The following is a 22,503-nucleotide window of genomic DNA, read 5'->3' as shown; positions in this document are numbered from 1 at the left end:
GACCTCGAACCGGAACCACCGTAATGCTGGCCTTTCAAGATCTGTAGCGTGACGCCATGGCGCACATCGACCTCGGTCTGGACGAGACCATGCTCCCCGGCATCTCCGGCCTGCTGCGGTTCCGGCCCGAGACGGCCAAACCGCTCAACGCCCTGGCCGAGGCCCTGCTACGCGCACCCAACTCGCTGCCCGCGGGCGAACGCGAGCTGATCGCGGCCTACGTGTCCGGCTTGAACGAGTGCCAGTTCTGCCGCGACTCGCACTCGGCGTTCGCCGCCGCGCAGCTGGACGAGGGCATGACCCTGGTGCGGCAGGTGCGGGCGGACCTCGACACCGCGCCGGTGTCGGACAAGCTGCGGGCGTTGCTGCGGATCGCGGCCGCCGTGCAGGAGTCGGGCCGCAAGGTCACCACCGAGCTGGTGGAAGCGGCACGGGCGCAGGGCGCCACCGACGTCGAGATCCACGACACCGTGCTGATCGCGGCGGCGTTCTGCATGTTCAACCGGTACGTCGACGGCCTGGGCACGGTCGCACCGGACGACCCGAGCGGCTACGCCGCGTCCGCTCGGCGGATCGTGGAGCAGGGCTACACCGACTCCGTCTGAGCCGGCTCGGTCCTCAGCGGACGGTCGCGAACCGCTCGAACCGGTACGGGGCCAGCGCGTCACCCCGGTCCTCGCCCAACGCCTCGGCCGCGACCAGGTCACCGGCGTGCAGGCACAGCGTCGCGCCGCTGTGCGAGACGGCGAAGTGGAAGTTGGGCAGCGCGGCCACCCGGCCCAGCACCGGCAGCCCGTCGTCGGGGATGGGCCGCTCACCCACCCGGACGCTCTCCACCGCCGCGGCACGCAGGCCCGGGTAGAGCGCGCGGCCCGCCGCGACCACCGCGTCCACCGTCGAGCGGTCCACGCCGTCCTCCCGGACCGCGCCGTCGACGTCCGGTGTGTGCAGCAGCAGCCGGCCCCCGCCGTCCGGGCGTCAGCGCGGCCGGGCCCAGGTCGGGTTCGAGGTCCAGCGCCTCCGCCCGGCCGAGCCACCGGGCCTCGTACCCGTAGTCGAGCACGCCGGCGACCTTCTCGCGCAACGCCTCGCGCTCGTCGTCGGTCGCGGCCCACTCCAGGTTGCCGGTCTCGTGGTACCAGTCGCTGTGCGGCACCTCGGCCGCCAGCCGCCGGTGCGCCTCCATCCCGCTGACGTTCAAGTCGTGGTAGGACCGTGGCTGCTTGCCGCAGGAGTTCGTCCATGAGAACGTCGCACCGGACGTGCCGCCGCCGGGCGCGCCCGCGTCCACCGCCGTGGCCCGCCCACCCCTGCGCGTCACCGAGGCGGCCACCGCCGCGCCGTAGACACCCGCACCGATGACGACGACGTGCGCGACCATGCGTGCCTCCAGCGCTCAGCCAGGGCTGTTTCCCTTGCGGCACTTCAGGTATAGCACGGTGGCGCGACGCGATCGGGTGATCATGCGGGCTGCGCGGAAACTTCCGGTCGGGCGGTCGCGAGGGCCCAGCCGAACGCCACGCCGGCGACCGTGAACAGGGTGATGGGCGGTACGGGCAGCAGCCACACCGACACTCCGAGCACCACCAGCGAGGCGACCAGGCACAGGGCGCTCAACGAGCGCGACCGGGTGACCAGGTCCGGCGCCGACCGTGCGACGAGCAGGCACACCACCCCGCCGAGTGCCAGTAGAAGCTGCCGCGGGTGATGTCCAGCTCACCGGCGAGCGCATCGACGGCCACCGCCGCCACACCGCCGCGGGCCAACGCGCGCAGCGCCGCCATCATCCAGTCCTCGCGGGTGACGCGTCCTCTCGTCATGATCCGAACACTAGTGCGGCACTACCGTCCGGACCGGACCTCGACTCGACGCGCGTAGTGCACCACGACGGTCACCGTGGCCGCGAGGAAGACGACCTGCATGAGCGTGCGCGGCAGCAGGGCGTCACCGAACGACGGCGAGATGCCCTGCTGGGCGGCGTAGACGTTGGCCGGGAACATGCCGATCAGCATCAGGGTGAGCCCGGCCGCCGCCCACAGCGCGGTCCGGCGCCACAGGACGCCCACCGCGCCCAGCAGCTCCAGCACACCGGTCACCGTGACCACGAGCCCCGGGGCCGGGATGGCGGGCGGCACCATCGCGATCAGCTCCTCCCGCATGCCGATGAAGTGCGCCAGGCCGGTCGCGACGAACATCGCCGCGACACCGCACTGCACGGGGAACGGCCAGGCCGGGAGGCGGCTGACGCCGACGGCCCGCAGGCCGACCAGGGCGAGCGTGACGACGACGAGGATGACGAGCGGTGCCACGTGACTCCTTCGACCGCGCGAACTTGACGCTGACAAGATTGCGTGCCGCCAGGCAACTTGTCAATGACTAGATCGCGGGTAGGCTGCCGGGAGTGACCACCGGACGCCCGTACCACCACGGGGACCTGCGCCGCGCCGTCCTGGACGCGGCCATCGAGGCGATCACCGAGCACGGCCCCGCCGGCGTCGGCCTGCGCGACCTGGCCCGACGGGTCGGGGTGTCGCACGCGGGTCCAGTGCACCACTTCAAGGACAAGGCCGGCCTGCTCACCGCGCTCGCCGCCGAGGGCTTCACGCTCCTGGCCGACGCACTGGACGCGACCGTGACCGCGGGCGGCGACATCATCGAACTGGGTGCGGCGTACGTGCGCTTCGCCGTCGAGCACCGGGCGCACTTCGAGGTGATGTTCCGGCCCGACCTCTACCACGCCGACGACCCGGCGCTGGTCGAGGCGCGGGACCGCGCCGGTGCGGCATTGGCGGGCGGCGTCGCCGACCGACCCGACCCGGAACTGGCGTCGGTCGCGGCATGGTCCCTGGTCCACGGCTTCGCGACGCTGTGGAACACCGGCGCGCTGTCACGCACCGATCGGGACCCGGTGGCCATGGTACGGGCCTTCGCGGGCTCGATGTTCCTGACCTGACGGTTCCCGCCCACTACTCCGGTTACGGATCGTGGTCGTCAGTCACTCCGAGGTGCCGACGTCGGGGCGAGGAGCCCGGCGAGGAGTGCGCCGAACTCGTCGGGCGCTTCCAGCATCACCATGTGGCCCGTGCGGGGAAGTTCGGTGCAACTGGCCGCGGCGGACAGAGCCCAGCCGGGCACGTCCCACCCCGCGCGTGAGCGGGCCCCGGCGACCAGGTGGACCGGGACGCGTTCGAACACCTCCCGCAGCAGCTGCTGGTAGTCAGGTCCAGCGGTGTACTCGACCACCGCACGCGCCATGGCGTGGACGGTTGAAGCGGGCTGATAGGCCAGGTCTTGTGCCGCAGCGCGGAGGTGCTCCCCCGTCGGCTCGACGCCTCCCGCGCGCAGCCACCGCTCGGGATCGGCACGGTCGGCTCGCACGACCTGCTCCACCTCGGCGGCTGTCTTGGCAGCCAGCTGCCGTGACCAGAAAGCGTCCACGAGGCTGAAGTTGCCCTCGACGCTGACCAGCGTCGAGGTCCGCTCGGGGAACCGGTGGGCGAACGCGGTGGCGATCACGCCGCCGACCGAGTGCCCGACCAGGTGGACGGGACCGCCCGGCAGCGCCTCGTCAATGGCCGCACGCAGGTATTCCACCTGCCTGTCGATGGTGATGGTGCCGGGCTCGGCCCGGGCTTCGGCGCCGTAACCGTGCAGGTCCGGGCAGAGGGTAGGGGCCGGGTGGAGCGGCGCGAGGGCGCGCGGGTCGGCGAATGAGCCGATCAGACCGTGGATGAAGATCACTGGCAGCACGGGGTGTCACCTTCCCACGGGCCGTCCGGGGCTCGCAAGATCACGAACTCGGGTGGGTGCACTAACGGTCACCGGGCAGCGAAATATTCGCGCAAATTCACGCGACCGTCGTGGCCCGAATCACGCCCGCTAACATGCGCGAATGAGCGATTCCGGTTTCGCCCTGCGGCGACGGGACCTGGTGTTGCCCGAGAGGACCGTCTCGCTCACCGAGTTCACCCCGCGCACCGGACAGGCGCCGCCGTTCGAGGTGTTCCGCCTGATGGTGGAACTGTTGACCGGCCGGGACGGAATGGTCCTGCTGTCCGGTCCGGTCGACTGGCGTGAACTGCGCGAACGGGCCCCGGGCGTGGACCGGGCGCGGTGGTCCGAGCCGGTGCACCTGGCGCACTCGCTCGGCCCCCGGTTCGCCTGCGTCCGCCTGGACGACCTGTTCCGCGCCGAGCACGAGGATTTCGTCACGGTGGACGAGCACGGCACGGTGGTCCCACCCGACCGACGCGCCCGCCGATTACCCGCGCAACGGCCGCTGTTCCTCCGGTTCCCGAAGACCTTCCCGCTGGTCATCGGCTCGCCCGAAGCCATTCAGGCGGTGACCGCCGCCTCACCCGCGAAGCTCTACCAAGCCCGCGACGCTCGAATCGACTACGCCGAATTCCACCACCTGTGGCACGGCCCGGCGCCGGACGCCTACTTCAGCGTCGAGAACCTCAGCCGATCCCAGGCCGAGTGGGACGACCTCCTCCTCGCCTGCGGAATCGGGAAAACGTTCGGCCGGTCGCACGCGAAAGCCGTGCTCAACGGAGACGCGCGCGATTTCGTCGGCACCATGCTGGACGACGCCGCCCGCCTCGACGACGAGCACACGATCCTGCTCATCCCCCGCCCCACCGACGCCCACTGCGCCGCCGACATCGCGACCCGGTTACCGGCGATGGACCGGCCCCGGTGGCTGGCGTTCCGTGCCGGCTACCTCAGCCGCAGGCCCGACGGACAGGGCGTCATCGACCTGCTCGAACACGGCGACACCACCGGCTGGGCCCACTCCGCCCGCAACGACGACTGGTTCCTCGCGCGGATCCAGGCCGAAGCCCAGCTCGCCGCCGACGGCCCGGCCGACCGCAGGCTCGCGGAGGCGTCGGACCTGATCAGCCGCAAAGCCCTGACCGACCCACCGACCATCCGCGACGACGAGCTGGCGCTGAGCTTCGCCCGTGCCCTGGCACTGACCGGGCGCAACGCCGAGGCCGAGGCGCTGTGCCACCGCGTGGTCGCCGAACGCGCGGCACGCCTGGGCGCCGACCACCCGGAAACCCGGCACGCGGCGACTGCCCTGGCACCGCACCGGAAACGGCGCTGGTGGCGCACTTGATCGGCGATCAGCGCGCGATAATGTCATCGTCCCGGATGAATATTCACCTTTCAACATCACCAGGAAATGCGTGATCTCCGGCACCCGGCAAAACGCGGCCGCTCCGGCGTGACCCGCCACAGCGGATATCATGGCAGTGATGACCCGTGACGCGGACTGTGAATGCGACCTCCACGCGGTAAGGCACCGAGCAGGCCGGGGCCGCCGGTGAAGCGCACCCGGAGAGCCGGCACGTCGATGCTGCTGCTGTTCGTGGCGCTCGGCGCGTTGGTCGCCGCGTCACTGGCCGTGGTGACCTCCGTGCGCAACGACCGGACGACCCACACGGCCGCCCTGCCGTCCACGTCGTCGGCCACGCCCCCGTCGTCCACGACCACGACCACGTCGGTCGAGCAGCAACCGCCGCCTCCTCCGGTGGACCCGTGCGCGGAGAAGATCACCGCGCTGCCGTTGCGGGCCCGGCTCGCGCAGCTGGTCATGGTCGGCGTCGACCCGCGCGGCCCCGCGGACGCCCTCGCCGTGGTGCAGCGCGAACAGGTGGGCGGGATCTTCATCGGCGGCGACGACGTCGGCCTGCTCAGCTCCGGCGCGCTGGCCTCCGTGCACGCCGCTTCCGCCCTGCCGCTGACCGTCGCCGTGGACGACGAGGGCGGCCGGGTCCAGCGGATCGAGGCGCTCGACGGCTCGCTGCCCAGCGCCCGGCGGATGGCGGCCGACCTGTCGCCGGACGAGGTCCGCGCGGTGGCCCAGGACCGAGGGCTCGCGCTGCGGGAACGCGGCGTGACCACCGACCTGGCACCGGTGCTCGACACCAGCGGCCAACCCGACCGCACGGTCATCGGCGACCGCTCGTTCAGCCCCGACCCGAACACCGCTCTCGGCTACGCGCTCGCGTTCGCCGAAGGCCTGCACAACGCGGGCGTCACGCCGGTGGTCAAGCACTTCCCCGGTCACGGCAACACCACCGGCGACTCGCACCTCGGCGCGGTCACCTCTCCCCCGCTCGACGCCCTGCGCGGCACGGACCTCGTCCCGTACCGCCACCTGCCCCGGTTCGGCGACGTGGTGGTGATGCTGGGCCACATCGAGGTGCCGGGCCTGACCGGCGGCGTGCCCGCCACCCTCAGCCCTGAGGCCTACGCGCTGCTGCGCGGCGAGTTCGGCTTCACCGGCCCGGCGATGACCGACGACCTGGGCGCGATGCGCGCCATCACCGACCGGGTCGGCCTGCCCGAAGCCGTCACGCAGGCCCTCGCGGCGGGCGCCGACATCGCACTGTGGTCGTCGGGAGGCCGCATCACGGAGGTGCTGAACCACCTCGAAGGCGCCGTGGCGTCGGGCGCGCTGCCTGCGGCACGCGTGGACGAGGCGATCCACCGGGTGCTCACCGCCAAGCAGGTGTGCTGAGTCACCTCCGGCCCGTCCGGGGTCGCCCCGAACGCCTCATATGCTGGCTGACGACGTTCCGGCAGGGGGAGGCACCGCAAGTGCGATACGTGGCCATCGGCGACAGCTTCACCGAAGGGGTGGGCGACGAGCGCCCCGACGGCACGCCCCGTGGTTGGGCCGACCTGGTGGCGGAGGGCTTGGCCGTGGCGCTCGGCGACACCGTCCACTACGCCAACCTCGCCGTTCGCGGCCGGCTGCTCGAACCCATCGCCACCACCCAGCTCGACGCGGCGCTGGCCCTGTCCCCCGCGCCGACGCTGCTGACCCTCAACGGCGGCGGCAACGACATGATGCGGCCCGGCGTCGACCTGGCCGGGCTGGTCCGGCTGACCGAGCAAGCCGTTCGGCGTTGCGTGTCGGCCGGGGTGAAGTTGGTGCTGCTCAGCGGTGCGGACCCGTCGCAACGGCTGCCGTTCGGCCGGACGATCCACCGCCGGGGCGAGGTCCTGACCGCCGCGATCGCGAAGCTGGCCGCCCGGCACGACATCCTGTTCGTGGACGCGTTCAACGACGTCGAGGTCCGCCGGGCCGAGTACTGGTCACCGGACCGGCTCCACCTCAACGCCGCCGGTCACCAGCGCGTCGCGTCACTCGTCCTCAAGGCCCTCGGGCACGTCACCGAGGCACACGCCGTCGACCCGGCCCCCGCCGCCCGCCGCAGCCTGCGCGTCGAGACCCGCTACTACCGCGAACACGTCATCCCCTGGGTGAACCGGCGGATCAGGGGCATCTCGTCCGGTGACGACGAGACCGGCAAGCACACCGACTGGGTCGAGGTCGAAGCCAGGCCCCTGGTCTGACACATGGCGTGCCGGTCCCCGGGCCGGCCGGCGCCGGTGGCCGGTTGGGCCACCGGCGCTCGTGACGGGTCAGACGAGGTCGTCGAACTCGCCGTTCTTCGCACCCAGCAAGAACGCCCGAAGCTCACCCTTCGTGTAGACCACGACCGGGCTCTCCTCACCCAAGGTCGAGTTCCGCATCGCTACCCGGCCATCGGCCATAAGCGCCAGTTCAACGCACTCACCGCCGTTGCCATCGCCGGTGGAGAAGCTGCTCTTGCGCCACGTCAGGTGCTCGGTCATCGCTCATCTCGCATGGTTGTCGGGTCAGGGGGCTACTTCCGGCCCGAACGAGGCCGCAGCATCCAGTATCAGGGCCTTGGAAGCCTGCAAGTCCAGCGCTGCCACCCTACGACGGTCCCATGCGACCCTATAGGGCTCGGTTGCGCTCTGGCGGTCGCGGTAGAACGACTCCGCGTGGCCATAAACCTGTACGACGTCACCCGACACGCCGACCGGGAAGCGGAGCAGCGAGAACGTCGAGTCCATGCTGGGGAACGCCCCGGCGGCGATCGGCTGGACCTGGATCTCGACGTTGGGCAGCTCGCATGCGGCGGCCAAGGCCAGGAGCTGCTCTCGCATGACGACCGGGCCACCTACTGGCAGCCGTAGCGCGAACTCGTGGATCACCGCGCGGATCAGCGGCGCGTCCCGCTTGGTGACGACCTGCTGCCTCGCTTGACGCAGTTTGACCAGTTCCTCGATCCGCTCGGCGGACAGCAGTTCGCCGTTGCGCAGCCACAGCTCACGCATGTACGCCTCGGTCTGGAAGAACGGCGGGATCAAGGTGAGCGTCACCACCATGATCTCCACCGCGTCGTTGCGCTCCAGCTCCAGGTAGGCACGACTCTTGACCGGCACGAACATGGGGAACTCGCCGCGCTTGGTGCTCGCGCGAGCCTCCCGGGCCAGCTCGATCAGCATGGCCAACTCCTCGTGCTCCACGCCGTAGGCCGCCGCCAGCGTCTCGACCTCCTGGCGCTTGAACTTGAACTGGCCGGACTCCTTGCGCGTCAGCGTCGGACCGGTGACCTCGATCAACTCGGCCGCCTCGTCGCGATCTATGTCGGCCTCCTTGCGGAAGCTGCGCATCGCGGCGCCGAGCTGTCGCCGCTGGCTGATCGCGCTGTCATCACTGTTCTTCGCCAAGACGCCACTCCCCATCGTCATCCAACGCGCCGTTGGTACGTGCCTACCGCACGTACACCCGAATGAACACCAGCTTCACTCGATCGGACAGCGCGCGAAAACGTACGTACGTGCTTGACTTCCCCTCGAAATATTGCGCAGGCCACAGGCTTTCACACGCACAGTGACCGACCTGGCCTAGCTCCGCCTCCGGAAGGGACGCGGCATGTGCCTTGACGAATGCCGTTTGACCAGCGGTTTCACTACCGCGCGACGTGCTTCTCACTCCGTGCTGCCGTCCCGCTCGATGTCGATCACCGCCCGCAGAACCACCCGTACGTGTGTTTTCGGAGCGGTGGTGGCGTCGTGATCTCCCGGTCCGGGGTGGAGGGCGACCCGGAGTCGTGGTGGGCCACGCACGACCGGGGCACGGGCCAACGACCCCGGCCGGGCACGCGGGTACGGCTGCGCGATGGGCGACTGGCCACTGTCACCGCCTACGAGGGCTGCTGGAAGTCCTGCGCGTTCCCCGTGCTGGTCGACCACACCGGCCAGTCGCTGATGGTGTCGACGTCCGACGTCGCCGAGTTGGCGACCGGCGAACCGAGAAGGGAAACAAGGGTGCCGATGAACGACAACGGACAGGTGGAGGCGTCATGAGCTGGGCAAACGGGCAGATCGTCACGAACGTGGGCCTGCGGCTGACCGAGGGTGTGCCGATCGACCTGCGCGGTAGCCTGGACAGCCAGGCGTTTCTCGCGATCGGCGACAGCATCGAGATCATGCTCGGCGAGTCCCACCTGCGAGCCCTGCGCGACCAGGCCGCGAAGGCGCTCGGTGACCTGACGCGGATCGACGCGGCCGAGGACGTCGTCGGCGACGCCTTCCACGCCGGGGCACAGGCCCTCACCGCCGCCGAGCTGGCACGGCGGACCGCCGAAGCCGCCAGGGCAGCGGGCGCGGGCGAACAGGCCGACCTGGCGGAACAGGCCGCCGCCCGTGCCGCCGAAGCCGCCGAACGCGCCCAGACCGCCGCCCACGTGGCAGCCCAGGCGATGGGCCAAGCCGACGAGGCAGCCGAGGAAGCCAGGGCGACGGCGACGCTCGCGGCACGGGCAGCGGGCCGGCCATCGCCGGACGGCCGCCCGGTGTGACACCAGCGCACGACGGCCTCCTCATCCCGATGCGGAGGCCGTCGAGGTGTGTTGCTTTCGCCGACCGGGTACCGCCATGATGACGATCCGTCAGCACGCAACCAACCATGGTGGTGGTCTGGTGAGGAAGTACCGGTTGCTGGTCGTCGGTCTGGCGGCAGTCCTGGTCACGGCGATCACGCCCGCGGCACAGGCGGCGACGACGTTGCCCGCGACGAACTTCCGCCTCAAGGCCACCTCCTACTCGGCCCTGATCGACGACCTGGACGCGGCGCTGCCCAACGTGAGCGTGCCGACCGTCGTCGGCGACGGCAACCGCGCCGCCACCTCCTGCTCCCCCGCCGCCGCCAACCGGGTGGCCGCGTTCTGCTGGAACAGCGGCGACAACGGCGTCACTTACTGGATGCCGCAGGGCATCACGACCACCGCCGACGCCTACGGCGAAGCGACCTACGAGGGTGCGACGGCGATCCTGGTCAGCTGGTACGACAACGGCACGGACGGCATCGACCGCGGTATCCGCGTCTCGTTCGTCGACTACTCGACCCCGTCCGCGCCGACCTACCGCCACGTGCTGCTGGTCGAGCCGTACACCAACAGCGCCGGGCAGGCGTCGTTCCGGCCGGTCAACCTGCACGCCGGTGGCATGTTCTGGTACGGCCACTACCTCTACGTCGCCGCCACGAGCAGCGGCTTCCGGGTGTTCGACCTGCGGCACCTGTGGCGGACCAGCACCACCAACGGCTCGGCGATCGGCCGCCAGGCGGACGGCAGCTACCAGGCCTACGGCTACAAGTACGTGCTGCCCCAAGCCTTCGCGTACAACCAGTCGACCACCAACGGGCACGCGGCCATCCGGTTCTCGTTCGCCTCCCTGGACCGCACCAGCACCCCGGACAGCGTCATCGTCGGTGAGTACGCCAACCCCGGCACCGGAAGCAGGCTGTTCCGCTTCCCGATCGACTACACCACCCGCATGCTCAAGACCGCATCCGACGGCTACGCCCGCGCGAGCGAGGCCTACGAGGTGTCGGTCCAGAGCATGCAGGGCGCGACCGCGATCAACGGCAAGTTCTACCTGTCCACCAGCGACGGCAGCGGCAACGCGGGCGACCTGGCCACGTTCAAGCCCGGCGGCTCGGTCGTCATGCACTACGACGTCCTGCCGATCGGACCGGAGGACTTCTCCTACTGGCCCGCCAAGGGCCAACTCTGGTCACTGACCGAGTACCCCGGCAACCGCTCCGTCTTCGCCGTCCGCGCCTCCGCCTACTAGCGCTTCGCGTTTCGCAGGTAGCGCTTCAGTCCGTTGAGCTTCTGGTCGGCGATGAACGTCGACCGCTCGTTGATGATGACGTCTTCGGCGTGCCGGATGCAGGCCCACGCGGAGTCGCCCCACGGGTCGGCCACTTTGACCTCGACGGGGTTGTCGCAGGGTTTCGACAAGCCGAGCTGGCACGTACGGGGGTGCTCACCGTCGAGGTGGTCGGCCGCGAGGTGGCGCAACTGGCCCGCCAGCTTCGCCGACGCGGTGGCGTGCGCTCCGGGAGCCTCGTCCAGGCCGCGTTCGGCACGCACCGCCTGGATGGCGGCCAGGCGCAATTCCAACTGGTCGGCGACGATCCCGGCCAGCGCGGTGAGCGTCGCCATCTGGGTGTCGGTGACCTCGCGGGGTTCGCGGTCGATCACGTTGACCGTGCCCAGCCGGTGCCCGTCGCCGGTGATGATCGGCGCGGCGGCGTAGAAGCGCAGGCCCAGCTCGCCGCGCACCAGCGGGTGGTCCAGGGTGCGGGGGTCGACCGCACCGTCGTTCACCACGTACGCCTCGTCCTGCAACACGGCTGAGGCGCACAGGCCGGGCTCGGTGCCGATCTGGGTCACGCCCGACAGACCGTGGCAGGCCGCGAACCACACGCGGTCCACGTCCACGATCGTCACGGTCGCGATCGGTGTGCCGAAGACCAGCGCGGCCACTTGGGCGATGCTGTCGAAACTACCGTCGGCGGGCGCGTCCAGAATGTGGTAGCGGCGGACCGCCGCCAGACGCACTGGGTCGGTGTGGGTCGGCACGCGAGCAACGATAACCGAGGATCATCACAGGCCCGGACCGCGAGCAATCTCGTAACCGTGCCGCTTGCCACGTTTCACGGCCGACAGCAAAGGGTAGAACGTCAGGCCGGTTCTCCAGTCATCACTGCTTGGGTACCGGCGGGTGGCCTTCCGACGCCTGCACGACGACGATGCCCTGGCCGGACAGCGCGAGCTGGTACGCCTCGCCGGAACCGCGTCCGATGGCGGCGCCGAGCTTCGCGGTCTTGCGGATCGACGAGCGCAACGACGTGGACCACAGGACGGCCGACTGCATGTCGACGAACGTCGGCACGTCCACGTTCAGCACGACCGGCGTGCCGAAGGCCGTCACGGCGAGCGCCCCGGTGCCGGTGAACGTCGTGTTGAACAGGCCGCCGCTGAGCATCGACGCACCCTCGACGCGGTTGATGTCCCACGTCAGCGTGCTCTCGAACGCCAGCACGTTGCCACCGTTGACGGTCACGCCTTCGTTCTCCAGGTGGAGCACGAACACCTCGTCGGCGTCCTGGGCGAGGAACACGTCACCGCTGCCCGAGACCTTCATCAGCGACATGCCCTCACCGGTGAAGGCCTTCTTGAACAGCTTGCCGAGGCCGCCGGCGCCCTCGTAGGCGAAGTCGACATCACCCTGGTAGGCGACCATCGACCCCTGCTTGGCGAAGAAGAATCCGCCGCTGCCGGTGAGGTCGACCTTGAGCATGCGGTCGTTCTGCAGTTGGAAGCTGCCGGGCTCGACGGACCGCTCGGCGTGGTTGAACAGTGAGCTGCGCATGCCCAATAGTGCACGACACCGTGCCGCGGCGTCGGCAGAACCGTGCGCGGCCGTTCCCCGACCACCGCCGTGGTGGAGAATCGGCGCGTGATCGGTGACCGGTGGGGTGTGAGCGACGACGAGACGGCGCGTACCTACCCGTGCGACCAGTTCGTCACCTCCCCCACGCTGGAGGCGTGGCGGGGCGTGCGTGTCGAGGCGCCTGCCGAAGCGGTGTGGCCGTGGGTCGCGCAAGTGCGGATCGCGCCGTACGCGTACGACTGGATCGACAACCTCGGCCGCCGTTCGCCGCGTGAGCTGGTGGGCCTCGCCGAGCCTCGCGTCGGCGAGAGGTTCACCACGGCCGGCGGACGCGAGCTGGGCCGGATCGTCTCGATCGATCCGGGGAAGCAGCTGACGGGCACCATCATGGGCGCCTTCATGTCCTACGTCCTCGTGCCGCAGGACCACGGCACCCGCCTGCTGCTCAAGGTCGTCATGCGGAGCAGCCGCTGGGTCGCCCTCGGGCTCTCGGTCGGTGATCTGGTCATGGCTCGACGGCAGCTGCTGAACTTCAAGCGGCTCGCGGAACGCCACGGGTGACGGCTACGGCTTGACGGCACCCGGCACGGTCCACAGCCACTTCTCGTACGACGCCACACGCGTGTAGATGCCGCCGTCACCGCACGGGCGCAGCGATGACGCCGTGGCACGGGACGTCGCACCGGCCAGGAACCACTGCCCGCCCGACTGGACGTAGGCCGGGCCGCCGCTGTCGCCGTTGCAGCTGTCCCGGTCCAGGAACGGTGCGCCGGCCACGAACTCGGTGGCCGCGTCGGCGCCGTGACGGGGGTGGTCGCTCGCGATCGGCACGTCGACCACGCGCCGCCGTCCGTAGCCACCGGTGCTGTGCACGTCGGTGTTCCCGTAACCCGCCAGCCGCACGAACGCGGCGCCGACGAGCTGCTCGGGCGTCGCGATCGGACGCGGGGTGATCGGTGCGGGGCGTTCGAGCACCAGCACGGCGATGTCACCGGTCGGCCGGGGCGGGCGGTAGTCGGGGTGGGCGAGCGTGGTCTTGACGCGGATCACCTCGCCGTCCTCCGGGAACTCCACGTCCTTGCCGAGGAACACGCGCGCACCGCACCCGCCGTCCACGCAGTGCCCGGCGGTGACGACGACGTTCGGCGAGACGAGCGTGCCCGAGCAGCACCACGCGGTGGCGCTGCCGATGGCGACGCAGTCCGGGAAGTCCGAGGTCGGCACGCCGCCGATGATGCGGGCCCGGTCGGCGACCACGGCACGCATGTTCGCCAGGTACACCGGGTCGTGGTAGATGCTGTCCGACGGCGCTTCCGTGCCGACGGCCGAGCGGGTCAGCGGCGAGACGCCGCGGCGCAGCAGCGAGCGGGCCAGCCGGTAGGTGTCGGCGCCGTCGCCGTTGAGGAAGCCGTCGACCTGGTTGGCGAAGGCGTGGTACACCAGCACGAACCGCTGCTCGTCGTCGCCCGCGATCATCCGGGCGAGGTGTTCCACGGCGGCCATGGGGTCCTGCGGTCGGTCGGTCGTGGTGGTCATCGTGGGCCTCTCACAATCATCTCGTCGATCAGGTCGTAGAGTTCCGCGCCGGCGGCCCGGTCATTCACCGCAGGCGTCTCCTCGCCGTGGGCGGCGCGGGAGCTGTCCCCGACGGCCTTCGAAACCTTGTCGAGGATCAGGTCCTGGGCGTTGACCTCGCCGGGCGGGGGCGGTGCGAACAGGGCGGGCTGCCGGTCGAACGCCAGGCGTGCGGCGGCGATCAGGCAGCGGACGTCGCTGGTCTCGGGCCGTTGGTGGTCCACCAGCCCGTCGGCGGCGGTGACGGCGTTGGCCTGCTGCGCGGCGGTGAACGTGACCACCTCGCGCAACGTGCGGTCGCCGAGCCCCGGGTACGGCCCGTCCAGCAGGGCCGCCGTCATCGGGGCGATGTCGTCCTCGAACGACCCGCAGGCCGTCCGGACCGCGGAGAAACCGGTCGACGCCAGCGCTTCGGCGGTCAACGCCAGCCGCACGGCCGCGTGCGGGTGGACCAGCACCGGCGCGTCGGGGGCGACCTCCGCCTCGGTGTCACCCACCACCAGCAGGTCGGCCAGCGCCGACGCGAACGCGGGCCCCGCCGCGAGCACCCCGTACAGGTCCGCGAACACCTCCGGCAGCCACGTGTCCCAGGCGTCACGCCGCGCTTCGGGCATCGTCCGGAACACCGGCCGGGCCAGGGAGCGCACCGTGCCGAGCAGCCCGAAGTCGCGTTCCACCGCGTGACCGACCTCGTGCGCGATCACCGCCGCGTCCGGCAGGTGCACGAGCTGGTACCACGGCAGGCCGATGATCGGGATGGGCAGCTTCGTCACCACGCCGAGGAAATCCGTGGTGTCCAAGGCGTCCGGTACGTCCTCGACCACGAACGGCGTCTCGCGCAGGTGCGTGAACGGGCTGAACTCGCCGCTCAGGTGCACCAGCGGCGCCTCCCGGTCGCTCCCGGCCGCCGCGGGCGCGTAGCAGAGCCAGGCGAACTCGTCCACGGCGGTGAGGAACGGCCGGTACCACTCCACGTACCGCAGGTTCAGTTTCGAGCGGTAGAAGTCCCACAGCCGGTGCACTTCGAGCATCCGCAGCTGGAGCCGACGGCACTCCCGCAGCACGTCGGCACCGTCCGCCGCGACCGCGTCCAGCTCCGCGCCGATCCGGTCGACCACGCCACCCAGCCGTTCGGTGAGCCGGACGACCTGCGTGTGGTGCTTGCGCAGCGTCCGGCCCGGTTCGGTCTCGGCACGCCAGCGGGCGAAGTCCGCGTCGATGCCCGCGAGCTTGTGCCGCAGCTCGGCGACCTTGCGGTCCACGGTGCTCATGGTCGACCTCCGGGGTTGGGCACCAACCGCAGCCACGGCAGGTGGGTGTGCAGGGCGACACCGGCGGACGGCAGCACCGCGTCCAGCCCGGTGGCGTGCCGTGCGGGCGAGCGCAGGACGCCCGCCACCTCGCCCAGCGTGCGACCGGCCGCGATCGACCCGATCAGGGCGTCGCACAGCTCGTACCCGCCCGAGCCCGCCAGCCCGGTGCCCAGCACGCCGGCGCAGCGGCCCAGCGCGAACAGGTCACCCGCGAACGCGTTGCGCAGCATCAGGTACGAGATCGCGTCCTCCGCGCCCCACGGCCGGTTCACGTCGAGGACGACGAGCGGCCGGAACGCATCGCGCGGCACGGCGGCGAGCGCCCGGTTGAGCGCCGTCACCGGGATCTCGTCGGCGGTGGGCGTGGCGCTGAACGCCTCCGTCGCCCACCCACCGGCCAGGAACGTGAGCGCGACGCCACCGCCCGACTCGCGCAACCCGCACGCCAGGTGCACCACCGCCGGTATCCGTCCACCGTGGACCGCACGGGCCACCGCGGCGGTGAGCCGGTCGAGCGTGGGGTTCTCGACCGACTCCACGTCGAACCCGTGCCCCCGGTACAGCCGCGCGAGGTCGACACCCGAGTTCAGGTGCCCGCGCGTGGAGTTGATCTGCATCGACCCGCTCGGCTGGGCCAGCACCACCAGTGGCTTGACCGGCTGGGCCACGTCGCGCTGCAACCGGTCCAGCAGGTCGCCGCCGAGGTCGGCGTCCGGGGTGAGCCCCCGCGCCTGCTGGTACCGCAGCAACGCCGCCCTGGTGTGCGGGCCGAGGTCGCCGTCGGCCGCGAGGCCCGCGTCGACCACCTGGTTGAGCCCGACCTGGACGAACCTGATCTCGTCGCGGTAGGAGACCTCCCGCGAGACCGCCCGGTAGCAGGTGGCCACCGCCGGGTCGAGCGCGAGCAGCCGCCGCAGGTCCGGCCGCAGCGCCAGCTCCCACGGCACCGGGCCGAGCCCGCGGTCCTCGACGTCCCACCTGAGGTCGAACGGTCCCGCCGAACCCAGGGCGCGCAGCGCCGGACCGGGCAGTACCAGCGACCCGAGACCGGCGCACGTCGCCTGCCAGTCCTCCCGCAGCCGTTCGGCGAGCACGCCCGAGCGCGCGTCCAGCACCGCGTCGACCAGGGCGTTGTCGTGGCGGACGGTCTCCTCCACGTCGCGCGGCACCGACGTCTGCACGACCAGGGCACCGTCGTCCACGGCCAACCGCACGCGTCCGCGCGAACTCCTCAACGTCGTGCTGATCCGCCCTCGGGTGAACCGGGACGCGACCTGCGCCCGGCGGGTATCGCCCAACGCGGCGAACGCGGCTCCCGCGCGGATCAGCTCCGGCTCCTGGCACGACTGTTCCGCGACCACGCTCTGGGCGTAGTGCAGCCGCGCGTGCCACTGGGTCTCCCGCTCGCCCGCCGCGTCGAGCAGCGAAGCCGCCTGGCGCAGCCGGCCGCCCTCCCCGCCCTCCGCGCGTTCGACCAGGAAAGCCGCGCACAGCATCGGGTGGTCGGCGAACTCCCGGAGGAACGCTTCGACGTCACCTCGGGCGGTCGGCAGGCCAAGCCGGTCCGCGGCCCGTGACCACTCCCGGAGCGGGAACCACGACCCGCCGGTCGGACGTGCCGCGGCGAGCTTCCCCGCCGCTGCCTCCCGGTCGCCGGTCAGCCGGTCGACCTCCGCGGCGGTCAGGTTCAGCGGGGCGCGGTCCACGGTGCGCAGCCGGTCCGTCTCCAGCCGCACCAGCGGCGTGAGCCTTCGCCACGCCTCACGCGTGACGTCGTCGTGCGGATCGGGCACACGGCGCAGCTCGTCCAGCGCGACCAGCCGCGCGGACGCGGGCGTGATCTCGCGCAGGCACGCCACCAGCTCGTCCAGCAACCACCCGAACCCCTCCGGCAGGCCGATCGCCAGCCCTTCCACGGCGGCACGTGCCACCAGGCCGGGCGGGTGCGACCGGCGACGCACCTCGTCGAGCACGGCGGTGACCGCGTCCAGCGCCTCGTGCGGCCGAGCGGTCACCCCCAGTAGCTCCACCCGGGCCAGCTCGGCCCGGCACCACGCGTCGCTGCCCCGCGTCGCCAACTCGGCGGCGACGCCCAGGTGGTGCTCGGCCAGCGTCAGGTTGCCGACCTCGCGCATGAGCAGCACCGCGGAGTGCGTGTGGCAGCGGGCGACGGCCGCGCGGTCGCCTTCCCGGTGCCACCGCGACCGCGCGGTCTCCAACGCGTGCAAGGCTTTCCCGTAGTGCGCCACCGTGCCCTCGGCGAGCCCGGTCAGCTCGTGGCCGAGCGCTGCTCCGGCGCTGTCGTGCGCGACGCGGACGCGGTGGGCCAGGTCCAACGCGTGTCGCGGCCTGCGTGCGGCCAGCTCGACCTTCGCGCCCGCGGCCAGGCCCTCCCAGTCGTCGTGCGCGGCGACCCGTCGTGCGTGATACGCCGCCCACTCCAACCGATTCGCGGTGAGACCCAGGTCGACGGCCAGGAGGGCGGCACGGCGTTGCTGCTCGGCGTTCAGCGGTTCGCCGCGCCGGGCGTGGATCAACTCGCGGATCGCGTCGTCCAACCGCCCGAAGTGCCGGTACGCCTTCACGATCCGCAGCCGGATCGGCGGCTCCCACCGCGCCGCACCGACCCGGACGGCCGCCTCCGCCGCACGGCGGTACTCGTCCGGGGCGTCCCGGTCGCCGAGGAGCACCAGCACGTCACCGAGCAGGGCGTGCAGCCGCACGTCGTCCTTCGTGCCGAAGGCCTGCGGCAACGCGTGCTTCAGCTCCGCCGCCGCGGTGCCCGCGTCACCGGACTTCAACGCCAACGCGGCACGCACGTACGCCAGCCGCCACTGCGGCACGACCTCCGCGCCCTGATCGCGCAGCACGGCGGCGAAGTTCTCCTCCGCCCTGCTCCACAGCTGGTCCGCCGCCTCGGCACCGCTCGCCCTGGCCAGCTGCGTGAGGGCGGCGGCCAGCTCGTAGCGTGCCTCCACGACCGTCGCCCGGGTGACGATCGACGTGTGCCCGTCCCACGGCCGCGGATCGCCGTCCGCATCGACGTAGTCCGGACCGAGCACCTCCTCCGCCAACGCCGCCCGCGGCCGCGCCTCACCGATCTCCACCTGGTCCAAGGCTTGGCGCCAGTAGTCGACGGCGTCCGGGCCCACCAGCCGGAACCGGTGGTAGACCGCTTCCCGCGTCCAGCGGTCCCACCGGTCGGGGTCGGCCGCCGCCTTGCGCTCGAAGAACGCCACCGCGTCCGCGTGCAGGCGGTCGTGCACGGCGTGCGGCCGGATCAGGCGGCGCATCGGCTCAGCGACGGCGGCGGCGAACCGCACCGAGTCGGGCTCACCGGGCACCGGCGCGACCCACGGCGTCGTGCCCGCGCACCGCGTCAACTCGCCCCACAGCCGCTCGACGTCCACCTCGGTCGTGACCGGGAACAGCGGGGCCGCCGCGTCACCCGGCACCACGTCCTCGCTCGGGTCGTCCAGGTCGACGTCGCCGGACGCGGCCGCGCGCAGGTGCGGTTCCACCACCGAGCGCAAGAAGTCGAGGCTCAGCGTCCGCGGCACCATCCCGTACCGCAGCAACCACCGCAGCCCCGGGTCCTCGATCGGCCGCAGGACCTGGAGCACGAGCGCGGTCAGGTCCGCCCGGTACTCCCGGATCTCCGCCGGGGTGATGTCCGGCCGCTGCTGCACCAGGTCGGCCAGGCGCGCCAGCACCACCGGCTCTCCCCCGGCCTTCGCCACGATCGCGTGCCGCAGGTCGGCCCTCGTGATGCCACGCAGGTCCGCCAGGTAGCGGGAGGCGTCGTCGGTCGAGAACGGGACGAGGTGCCGTACCACCGCGGGCGGCAGCACCGGTCCCGTGAGCGGGTGCCGACCGGCGAGCACGAACCGCACTCCCGGGCACTCCTCGTAGAGCCGCAACAGCTGCCGGACCAGGCCGTCCACCTCGGCGGGCGGACGGCGCACGTACACCTTGTCCAGCGCGTCGAGCACCATCACCACCGGACGGCCCGCCGTCGCCTCGTTCAGCGTGCGCACGAAGTCCCTGGTCACGCTCGCGCCCACCCGGTCGCGCTCGTCGCACAGCCGCCTGCCCGCGGCGGCGGCCCGGCTCGGGTCCGCGACCTCGCGCCGCGACAGCAGCCCGGTCCACGCGTACCGCTCCAGGAACTCGGTGAACGGCGCCGCCGCCAGCTGCCGGTCGAGCTGCGCGGCGGCCTCCACCAGCAGCAGCCACGGGTACCGGGCCACGTTGACCGGGTCGAGCACCTCGAAATCACCCAGCGCGCACAGCGTCCGGCCCGGCACGAGCACCCGGGACACCAGCCACCGCAGCTCCATCGTCTTGCCGCGACCCGACGGGCCGTGCGGCACCACGATCCGCGGTCCGTCGCCCCGGACCAGCCGCTGGTAGGTCGCCTTCGTCCCGGCCGTCTCCAGGAACGTGGCCGACTGCAGGTACTCGGTCGACCACAGGCCGCGGGTGCGCAGGTACGCGGCACGGTCGTTGCGCAGCGCGATCAGCTCCGGGCCGATCAGCCGCACCCGGTCCTCGGCGCCGAGCACGTCGATCAGCTCCTGGCACAACGCCAGGTCGTGGCGGTGGTCGGCCTTGGCGTACAGCCGGACGAACAGCTCCGCCGCGGCGCGGTGGTCCACCAGCACCAGCTGTTCCAGCAGGTCCACGGGCTTGTGCGCGGCCCGGTAGTAGCGCGCCAGGCGGTCGACCAGCGACCGCAGCTCCGCCGGCACGGCCCGCGGGTCCGACCCGTCGGGCCACCAGCCGTTCCAGTAGCGGGACCGGGCGCTCGGCCGCAGCCGGTGCACCTCCCGCGTGCCCGGGATCGGCTCGACCTCCGGCGCGGTGACGACCGTGTCGAACGGTGGCGCGTCCGCCACGCCCGCCACCAGCACCTTCTCGTACAGCTCCCGGTCGAACGAGCGGACCGCCGCGCACCGCCGCAGCACGTCCCACTGGTCCTCGGGTCGCAGCGACGCCAGGACGTCCTCCAAGGAGTCGCCCCGCGCCAGCCGGCGCAACAACTCGGCGTCGATAGGCTTCATCGCATCCGCCTCACGATGTTCTCCAGGTCGCCGAGCACGGCCGGGCTCCACTTGCCGGTGGCCACGCCCGCGCCGAGCGCCTCGATCAGCTGCAGGTGCGGTCCCCCGATCGGACGGCCCACCGCCAGCACCACGTCCTCGGCCAGCGCGCGGAACTCCTCGGCCTCGATGCAGTCCAGGTCGACCCGCGTGCCGCCGCCCCGTTCCGGCCAGTGCGTGGCGAACTGCTCGTTCGTCATCACGACCACGAGGCTCAGGTTCGGCAGCTCGCCGTCGGCGATGTGCCGTATGAGGTGGTCGTAGAGCTGCTGCCGGAACGCCGAGTCCAGCACGTTCCCGACGTGGTCGAAGACCAGCAGCAGCGGTTCGGGTTGCGCCGCGCGGCCCAGGCAGGCGCGGAACGACTCGAACGTGGCCGCGACGTGGTGGGACGTGCCGCCGGTCAGCCGCGGCCACCGCGCCGGCTCCGGCGTCGGCACCGGCGGGTCCGGTGGCAGCCTGCCCTCGGCGAGGTGCAGCACGTCGTGGTTGAACCGGTCGAACGCCGACGTGACGCCTTCCGGCGGGTTCGGCAGGTCCTCCGCCACGTCCCGGATCGCGTACAGCACTTCCAGGAAGTCGAACCGCGTCGGCCGGTCGCCCAGGACGTCGACCGGGTTGGGCCGGTCGAAGCTGACGTACTTCACCCGCCGCCCGCGCACCGCGCACCGCCGCCGCAGCCAGTTCAGCAGCCGCGTCTTGCCGACCTGCGACTCGCCGACCACCAGCAGCAGCCGTTCGACGGGCTCGCCCGCGCCCGGGTCGACGCCCTTGAGCAGCTTGTGGCGTTCGTGGACGCGGTTGACGAACGCGCCGACCTCCTTCTCGAACTGCTGCTCGATGCGCATCGCCCGCGCGCCGGTCGCGGACAGGTCGGGCAGCACGTCGTCGGGGCGCACCCGTGAGGTCAGGCTCGGCAGGATCCAGTCCCGGGCGCCGTCGGACACGCCGGTGTCGGCGTACACGGCCTCACGTGCCGTCGTCACCGCGCGGTCGACCGGCTCGTTGGCCAGCAGGCTGCGGTACAGCGACCCACCGAACAGCGCCGCCGCCGTGCCGCGGATGTCGCCCTGCATGCCGACCACCGCGGCGGCGCCGCTCTCCAGGAACACGTCGGTCAACGCCACCGCGTCCGCCGTCTCACCGGAACGGCAGGCGTTCAGGATCGCCAGGCGGGGCGCGGGGCGGCTGAGCAGGTCCGCGATGTAGGTCGGGGTGAGCAACCACGCCTCACGGCCGGGCGGAACGATCCGCAGCGCCGGTTGCCCGGTGCTCGCCTTGCGCGTGCCGTGCCCGATGAAGTGCAGCACGTGCGGCCGGACGCGCTGGTAGGCCGACTTGAGGTCCGACTCGGTCGGCCGGGACAGGAACTCCGCCTCGATCCGACCGGGCGCGCCGCCGACCACCCTCTTGATCTCGCGGACCTCGTCGCGCGCCCCGATGTCGTCGTCGTCATCGCCGCGCACCACCAGCACCCGGATCGGCAACGAGTCGGCGATCGGCTCGTCACCCGGCACCCGCCTGTGCACCCGGACGAACGGGTGGTCGGGCTGCACGAACAGCGCGTGCGGTGCCCTGGCCACCTCCCACGGCAGGCGCCGCAGTTCCGGGTCCAGGCACAGGAACGTGCGCCGGACGCCCGGCCGTGACCAGTGCTCGCGCACCTTCGGCGGCAGGAGCAGCCGACCCAGGTGCACGCCGAGGTCCGAGAACGCCTGCGACTCCGGGCTCGCGTGCAGGAAGCCGACTACCGCCTCCGGCACCGCCGCGCCCCCGGCCACCGCCGCGGGCAGCGCACCCACGTCCAAGTCCGCCGCGACGGTGTCCGAGGCCGTCGGCTCCGGCGGCCAGACGCCGTCGTCACCGAGGTAGAGATCGACCCGGTACTCGGCGCCCTGGCCGCCTTGCGTGATTTCGATCAGCGCGTCCACAGGCGT

Annotated in this window: 22 protein-coding genes and 1 pseudogene; 9 read left to right on the top strand and 14 right to left on the bottom strand. The window is 71.9% G+C overall.

All coding sequences use genetic code 11. From position 1 onward, the window contains the following. Positions 1 to 56: 56 nt before the first annotated feature. Positions 57 to 605, top strand: coding sequence for a carboxymuconolactone decarboxylase family protein (locus A6A25_RS26080; RefSeq protein WP_073894274.1), 549 nt, complete (start codon positions 57 to 59; stop codon positions 603 to 605). A 13-nt stretch (positions 606 to 618) separates the two neighbouring features. Here the strand turns inward: A6A25_RS26080 and A6A25_RS45780 are convergent, their stop codons facing one another. The 5 genes and pseudogenes from A6A25_RS45780 to A6A25_RS26065 form a co-directional block, all read right to left on the bottom strand. Further along, positions 619 to 951 (bottom strand): FAD-dependent oxidoreductase, encoded by a 333-nt coding sequence (locus A6A25_RS45780; RefSeq protein ID WP_241828920.1) that lies wholly within the window; start codon positions 949 to 951, stop codon positions 619 to 621. A gap of 94 nt (positions 952 to 1,045) precedes the next feature. Then, positions 1,046 to 1,381, bottom strand: a pseudogene (locus A6A25_RS45775) (FAD-dependent oxidoreductase); the annotation flags it as partial. Positions 1,382 to 1,461: 80 nt separating this feature from the next. Further along, positions 1,462 to 1,671, bottom strand: a complete 210-nt coding sequence (locus A6A25_RS44255) for an LIC_13387 family protein (RefSeq protein WP_443217068.1) — start codon at positions 1,669 to 1,671, stop codon at positions 1,462 to 1,464. Then, a complete protein-coding gene (locus A6A25_RS42455) occupies positions 1,614 to 1,820 on the bottom strand; it encodes a TetR family transcriptional regulator (protein WP_083668674.1) in 207 nt (68 codons plus the stop codon). The genes A6A25_RS44255 and A6A25_RS42455 overlap by 58 nt, the downstream gene beginning before the upstream one ends. 21 nt (positions 1,821 to 1,841) lie before the next feature. Continuing rightward, a complete protein-coding gene (locus A6A25_RS26065; protein WP_073894273.1) occupies positions 1,842 to 2,309 on the bottom strand; it encodes a DoxX family protein in 468 nt (155 codons plus the stop codon). A 92-nt stretch (positions 2,310 to 2,401) separates the two neighbouring features. Here A6A25_RS26065 and A6A25_RS26060 point away from each other — a divergent pair, with 92 nt between their 5' ends. After that, positions 2,402 to 2,953, top strand: a complete 552-nt coding sequence (locus A6A25_RS26060) for a TetR/AcrR family transcriptional regulator (RefSeq protein ID WP_073894272.1) — start codon at positions 2,402 to 2,404, stop codon at positions 2,951 to 2,953. Between the two features lie 38 nt (positions 2,954 to 2,991). Here A6A25_RS26060 and A6A25_RS26055 read toward each other — a convergent pair whose 3' ends face one another. Further along, on the bottom strand, positions 2,992 to 3,750 hold the full coding sequence (locus A6A25_RS26055; protein ID WP_073894271.1) for an alpha/beta fold hydrolase: 759 nt from the start codon (positions 3,748 to 3,750) through the stop codon (positions 2,992 to 2,994). A 142-nt stretch (positions 3,751 to 3,892) separates the two neighbouring features. On the opposite strand from A6A25_RS26055, the gene A6A25_RS26050 reads away from it, so the two are divergent. From A6A25_RS26050 to A6A25_RS26040, 3 genes are all read left to right on the top strand, one after another. Then, a complete protein-coding gene (locus A6A25_RS26050; protein ID WP_073894270.1) occupies positions 3,893 to 5,122 on the top strand; it encodes a tetratricopeptide repeat protein in 1,230 nt (409 codons plus the stop codon). A 237-nt stretch (positions 5,123 to 5,359) separates the two neighbouring features. Beyond that, complete coding sequence (locus tag A6A25_RS26045) at positions 5,360 to 6,529, top strand: glycoside hydrolase family 3 N-terminal domain-containing protein (RefSeq protein ID WP_073894269.1); 1,170 nt, start codon at positions 5,360 to 5,362, stop codon at positions 6,527 to 6,529. A gap of 80 nt (positions 6,530 to 6,609) precedes the next feature. After that, positions 6,610 to 7,371, top strand: a complete 762-nt coding sequence (locus A6A25_RS26040; protein WP_073894268.1) for an SGNH/GDSL hydrolase family protein — start codon at positions 6,610 to 6,612, stop codon at positions 7,369 to 7,371. A gap of 69 nt (positions 7,372 to 7,440) precedes the next feature. Here the strand turns inward: A6A25_RS26040 and A6A25_RS26035 are convergent, their stop codons facing one another. Further along, a complete protein-coding gene (locus tag A6A25_RS26035; RefSeq protein ID WP_073894267.1) occupies positions 7,441 to 7,653 on the bottom strand; it encodes a DUF397 domain-containing protein in 213 nt (70 codons plus the stop codon). Positions 7,654 to 7,677: 24 nt separating this feature from the next. Continuing rightward, the gene (locus A6A25_RS26030) at positions 7,678 to 8,559 is read right to left on the bottom strand and encodes a helix-turn-helix domain-containing protein (RefSeq protein WP_158073821.1); all 882 of its coding nucleotides are present in this window, start codon (positions 8,557 to 8,559) and stop codon (positions 7,678 to 7,680) included. A 345-nt stretch (positions 8,560 to 8,904) separates the two neighbouring features. On the opposite strand from A6A25_RS26030, the gene A6A25_RS26025 reads away from it, so the two are divergent. From A6A25_RS26025 to A6A25_RS26015, 3 genes are all read left to right on the top strand, one after another. After that, positions 8,905 to 9,198, top strand: a complete 294-nt coding sequence (locus tag A6A25_RS26025; RefSeq protein WP_073894265.1) for a hypothetical protein — start codon at positions 8,905 to 8,907, stop codon at positions 9,196 to 9,198. Further along, a complete protein-coding gene (locus A6A25_RS26020; protein WP_073894263.1) occupies positions 9,195 to 9,692 on the top strand; it encodes a hypothetical protein in 498 nt (165 codons plus the stop codon). Before A6A25_RS26025 ends, A6A25_RS26020 begins: the two co-directional genes overlap by 4 nt. 121 nt (positions 9,693 to 9,813) lie before the next feature. Beyond that, positions 9,814 to 10,968, top strand: a complete 1,155-nt coding sequence (locus A6A25_RS26015) for a hypothetical protein (protein ID WP_198932862.1) — start codon at positions 9,814 to 9,816, stop codon at positions 10,966 to 10,968. Here the strand turns inward: A6A25_RS26015 and A6A25_RS26010 are convergent. Together A6A25_RS26010 and A6A25_RS26005 are read right to left on the bottom strand one after the other, a co-directional pair. Beyond that, complete coding sequence (locus A6A25_RS26010; protein ID WP_073894260.1) at positions 10,965 to 11,762, bottom strand: GAF domain-containing protein; 798 nt, start codon at positions 11,760 to 11,762, stop codon at positions 10,965 to 10,967. The two genes, A6A25_RS26015 and A6A25_RS26010, sit on opposite strands and share 4 nt — an antisense overlap. Before the next feature lie 121 nt (positions 11,763 to 11,883). Beyond that, entirely contained in the window at positions 11,884 to 12,555 is a 672-nt protein-coding gene (locus A6A25_RS26005; RefSeq protein WP_073894257.1) for an AIM24 family protein, read from the bottom strand. Positions 12,556 to 12,642: 87 nt separating this feature from the next. Here A6A25_RS26005 and A6A25_RS26000 point away from each other — a divergent pair, with 87 nt between their 5' ends. Next, the gene (locus A6A25_RS26000) at positions 12,643 to 13,137 is read left to right on the top strand and encodes a polyketide cyclase (RefSeq protein WP_073894323.1); all 495 of its coding nucleotides are present in this window, start codon (positions 12,643 to 12,645) and stop codon (positions 13,135 to 13,137) included. 3 nt (positions 13,138 to 13,140) lie between these two features. Here A6A25_RS26000 and A6A25_RS25995 read toward each other — a convergent pair whose 3' ends face one another. From A6A25_RS25995 to A6A25_RS43345, 4 genes are read right to left on the bottom strand one after another with little or no spacing between them, the layout of a single operon-like run. Next, positions 13,141 to 14,112: a S1 family peptidase gene (locus A6A25_RS25995; protein WP_073894254.1), complete on the bottom strand. Its 972-nt coding sequence runs from the start codon at positions 14,110 to 14,112 to the stop codon at positions 13,141 to 13,143. Beyond that, a complete protein-coding gene (locus tag A6A25_RS25990; protein WP_073894252.1) occupies positions 14,109 to 15,422 on the bottom strand; it encodes a hypothetical protein in 1,314 nt (437 codons plus the stop codon). Before A6A25_RS25990 ends, A6A25_RS25995 begins: the two co-directional genes overlap by 4 nt. After that, positions 15,419 to 20,527 (bottom strand): peptidoglycan-binding domain-containing protein, encoded by a 5,109-nt coding sequence (locus tag A6A25_RS25985; RefSeq protein WP_073894249.1) that lies wholly within the window; start codon positions 20,525 to 20,527, stop codon positions 15,419 to 15,421. Before A6A25_RS25985 ends, A6A25_RS25990 begins: the two co-directional genes overlap by 4 nt. After that, entirely contained in the window at positions 20,524 to 22,497 is a 1,974-nt protein-coding gene (locus A6A25_RS43345) for a CHAT domain-containing protein (RefSeq protein ID WP_073894246.1), read from the bottom strand. Before A6A25_RS43345 ends, A6A25_RS25985 begins: the two co-directional genes overlap by 4 nt. Positions 22,498 to 22,503: the final 6 nt, after the last annotated feature.

It is taken from the genome of Saccharothrix sp. CB00851 (assembly GCF_001905065.1).
Taxonomy (GTDB): domain Bacteria; phylum Actinomycetota; class Actinomycetes; order Mycobacteriales; family Pseudonocardiaceae; genus Actinosynnema.
This window is presented reverse-complemented; position numbering and strand designations above follow the sequence as displayed.